This is a genomic window from Cytobacillus praedii, from assembly GCF_001439605.1.
Lineage (GTDB): Bacteria > Bacillota > Bacilli > Bacillales > Cytobacillaceae > Cytobacillus > Cytobacillus praedii.
In genome coordinates this window covers 1-297 of the sequence record NZ_LMBX01000044.1, presented here as the reverse complement: position 1 = coordinate 297, position 297 = coordinate 1, and the positions used below count along the sequence as shown (strand labels likewise).

Below are 297 nucleotides of genomic sequence, written 5' to 3'. Positions count from 1 at the left end.
GTCCGGACGGGACTCGAACCCGCGACCTCCTGCGTGACAGGCAGGCATTCTAACCAACTGAACTACCGGACCAAATTATTATATTAATTGAAGTGGAGGAGGAAAGGGGATTCGAACCCCTGCGCGGTTTGACCCGCCTGTCGGTTTTCAAGACCGATCCCTTCAGCCGGACTTGGGTATTCCTCCATATTAAATAAGTAGCGGCAGAGGGGATCGAACCCCCGACCTCACGGGTATGAACCGTACGCTCTAGCCAGCTGAGCTACGCCGCCAAAATATTATGTTAATAATCGATAT

General features: G+C 51.9%; 3 tRNA genes. All 3 read right to left on the bottom strand.

The window, feature by feature from the left end:
- The 3 genes from ASU02_RS24860 to ASU02_RS24850 all read right to left on the bottom strand — a co-directional run bounded on the left by ASU02_RS24860 (position 1) and on the right by ASU02_RS24850 (position 272).
- Positions 1 to 72 (bottom strand) — tRNA-Asp (locus tag ASU02_RS24860).
- A 21-nt stretch (positions 73 to 93) separates the two neighbouring features.
- Positions 94 to 186, bottom strand: a tRNA-Ser gene (locus tag ASU02_RS24855).
- A gap of 12 nt (positions 187 to 198) precedes the next feature.
- A tRNA-Met gene (locus ASU02_RS24850) sits at positions 199 to 272 on the bottom strand.
- Between the last annotated feature and the right edge of the window lie 25 nt (positions 273 to 297).